At 67.5% G+C, this 3,103-nt stretch carries 4 protein-coding genes; 1 reads left to right on the top strand and 3 read right to left on the bottom strand.

All coding sequences use genetic code 11. From position 1 onward, the window contains the following. A partial coding sequence (locus tag ACIQ6O_RS15355; RefSeq protein ID WP_396208652.1) for an MqnA/MqnD/SBP family protein occupies nt 1-397 on the top strand: 397 nt, incomplete at its 5' end. Here the strand turns inward: ACIQ6O_RS15355 and ACIQ6O_RS15350 are convergent. From ACIQ6O_RS15350 to ACIQ6O_RS15340, 3 genes are read right to left on the bottom strand one after another with little or no spacing between them, the layout of a single operon-like run. After that, nucleotides 394-789, bottom strand: a complete 396-nt coding sequence (locus ACIQ6O_RS15350; RefSeq protein WP_396208651.1) for a nuclear transport factor 2 family protein — start codon at nt 787-789, stop codon at nt 394-396. The two genes, ACIQ6O_RS15355 and ACIQ6O_RS15350, sit on opposite strands and share 4 nt — an antisense overlap. A gap of 3 nt (nt 790-792) precedes the next feature. Beyond that, on the bottom strand, nt 793-2,094 hold the full coding sequence (locus ACIQ6O_RS15345) for an NCS2 family permease (protein ID WP_396208650.1): 1,302 nt from the start codon (nt 2,092-2,094) through the stop codon (nt 793-795). Then, entirely contained in the window at nt 2,091-3,068 is a 978-nt protein-coding gene (locus tag ACIQ6O_RS15340) for a 5'-methylthioadenosine/S-adenosylhomocysteine nucleosidase (RefSeq protein WP_396208649.1), read from the bottom strand. The genes ACIQ6O_RS15345 and ACIQ6O_RS15340 overlap by 4 nt, the downstream gene beginning before the upstream one ends. Between the last annotated feature and the right edge of the window lie 35 nt (nt 3,069-3,103).

Below are 3,103 nucleotides of genomic sequence, written 5' to 3'. Positions count from 1 at the left end.
CTACGACCGCATCCTGCGCGCCGTCGCCGACGGCGAGGTCGACGCGGGGCTCATCATCCACGAGAGCCGCTTCACCTACGCCGATCACGGGCTCACCAAGGTCATCGACCTCGGCGACTGGTGGGAACAGGAGACACGTCTGCCGGTACCGCTCGCCGGAATCTGCGCGCGCAATGATGTCGACGACGCGCTGCGCGACGAGGTGGAACGCGCCATCCGCGCCTCGGTGCAGTACGCCTTCGATCGCCCCGACGCGAGCCGCGACTACGTGCGGGCCCACGCGCAGGAAATGTCCGATGCGGTGTGCGATCAGCACATCGCGCTGTACGTGAACGCGCACAGTCTCGACGTCGGCGACGACGGCCTCGCCGCCATCAACCGGCTGGTCGGCGCCTAGCGGCCCTGCAGCTGCCGCTGATACGCCTCGACGTCGAATGACCCGATGGAGTCGGCAATCAGACCGGCTTCATCGATCTGCCACAACTCCGTGCCGTCGATGCGCACCGCGCGGCCCGTACCACCGGGACCCGTATTCGTGCCCGCGAGCGTCCAGTGATACGCCACGCGCCCGTCCACATCGTCGACGCCGCGCAGCGTCACCACGAGATCGGGAAACGCCTCCATGAACGACGCCGCCGACGCCGCGATGGCCTCGCGTCCCGTGTGCGGCACCCCACCGTTGATGGTGAGCGTACCGTTCGGCGCGAAGAACTCGGCCACCTTCGATGGATTGTCGCTGCACCACGCCGTGGTGTAGCGATCAGCAAAGTCGTAGAGCGGGTGCGTCATGGCTCAATGATACGGATACACCGCGTAGAACAGCAGCGACATCGCGGCCAGCCACCACATGGCGGCCGGCACCTCCCGCACGCGACCGCTGAAGATCTTCATCACCGGATAGGCGATGAGCCCGGCCGTCATTCCCACGCCAATGTTGTAGGTGAACGCCATCAGCACGATGGTGAGAAAAGCGGGCACCCACTCGGTGTAGTCGGCGAAGTCGAGCGTGGCCATCGCACTCAGCATGAGCACGCCCATGGCGACGATCGCCACGCCGGTCGCATGCGACGGGATGGCGGTGAACAGCGGCGCAAAGGCGAGCGACGCGAGAAAGAGCAGCGCCACCACGACCGCCGTGGCCCCCGTGCGTCCGCCCTCTTCGATGCCCACGGCCGACTCCACGAACGCACCGCAGGTGGTGGTGCCAAGCACCGGCGCCACCATGTTCACCAGTGCGTCGGCGAGCATGGGCTTCTCCATGTCGGGGAGATTGCCCTTCGCATCGAGCAGGCCGGCGCGCGCGCCGAGTCCGATGAGGGTGCCGATCGTATCCACGAACGCCATCACGAACACGATCACCACCACCGGCATCGCTTGCACGGTGAGCGCACCGGCGATGTCGAGCTGCCCGAACAGCGGCGCCAGCGACGGCGGTGCACTCACGACGCCAGTCGGCAGCGGCGTGATGCCGGTTGCGAACGACAGTACGGTGGTGAGCACGATCCCCAGCAGCAGCGCGCTCTTCTGCCCGCGCGCCAGCAGCACCGCCGTGGTGAGAAAGCCGGCGATGGCCAGCAGCGTGGTCGGCTTGTTGAGGGCGCCCAGTGCCACCGGTGATCCAGGCACGCCGAGCTGCACCACGCCCATCGCGTTGAGACCGATGAAGGTGAGGAACAGACCGATCCCCACCGTGAAGCTGTGCTTGAGCGACGCGGGAATCCCCTCGGCCAGCCACCGGCGTACACCGAACAGCGTGAGCACCGTGAACAACGCCCCGGCGAGGAAGATGGCACCGAGCGCCGTCTGCCACGCGAAGCCCATCCCCTTCACCACCGTGAACACGATGAACGCGTTCTCGCCCATGTAGGGCGCGATCGCGAAGGGGCGCTTCGCATACACGCCCATCACCAACGTGCCGAACGCCGCCGACAGAATCGTCGCCGTGATCGACGCCTCACGCGGCAACCCGGCCGCTTCCAAGATCGCCGGGTTCACCACGATGATGTACGCCATCGTGAGGAACGTGGCGAGCCCCGCCGTGACCTCGGTACGCCAGGTGGTGCCGTGCCGGGCGAACTCGAAGAAGCGACTCACGGCTTCACGGCACGCTGGAAGGCGCCTCGCGGCAAGGCATCGAGAAAGGAGAGCACCACCGCCGCCGAGTTCTCGGCGGCGAGCCGCCCGAACACGCGCGCTTCGTTGTCCTCCGCGTTGCCACCGGCGAGGTCGGACAGCGAGCGGAAGGCAATGAACGGCACGCGATTTTCCTGCGCCACCAGCGCGACGGCAGACGATTCCATGTCCAGCGCGTCAGCGCGGAACGTCGCCCACACCCACTCGCGATAGGCCGCGTTGTCCACGAAAGTGGGGCCGCTCACCCCGTTACCTCCCACCACGATCTTCGGCGTGTGCGCGAGACAGCGGCCGCCGGTGACGCACCCCTTGAGCGTCACGCTGCTGCTCACGCGCCGCGCCACGGCCAACGCCATGGAGTCCACCGGAAACCAGAACTGGCGCACAAGCGAATCGGCGGGCGCGCCGTGCACGGTCACGCTGGTGCCCTGCGGGAACATCATGCCGTAGCCGCCGAACTCGGTGGTCTTGCGTGCCGGCGCGAAGCCCTGCGGCGTTTCGCGCGCGAACACCTGCTCCTGATAGTTCCCCCACTGCGCGGGCACCGTCACGTCACCCACGTTGAGCCCCGGATTCACCCCACCGGCAATTCCGCTGAACACGATCGCCTGCACCGGCACCCGGTCGAGTAACGCCTGGGTGGTCATGGCGGCGTTCACCATGCTGAAGCCGCTCAGCAGCAGCACCACGTCGTGTCCGCGCAGCCGCCCGAAATAGAGCGTGCGGTTGTTCACCACCTGCTTGCCCGTGATCTCGGTGGCCGCCTGCAACGCACGCCATTCGGCGTCGAACGCCGACATGATCGCGATGCGGGGCACGGTGGAGGCCGGCGCCGCCGACGGGGGCGTGGCGGGAGCCGGAACCGTACGGGCGCACCCGCTGAGGGTGCCGCAGACAAGGGCGCTGGTGAGAACCGCGCGAAACGGGAAGCGCATGACCGAAATGGGGTGAGGGTGAGCGAAGGGGACGC

This window comes from Gemmatimonas sp., from assembly GCF_044345575.1.
Taxonomy (GTDB): domain Bacteria; phylum Gemmatimonadota; class Gemmatimonadetes; order Gemmatimonadales; family Gemmatimonadaceae; genus Gemmatimonas.
Note: the sequence above shows the minus strand (reverse complement) of the source record. Positions and strands in the feature narration are given on the sequence as shown.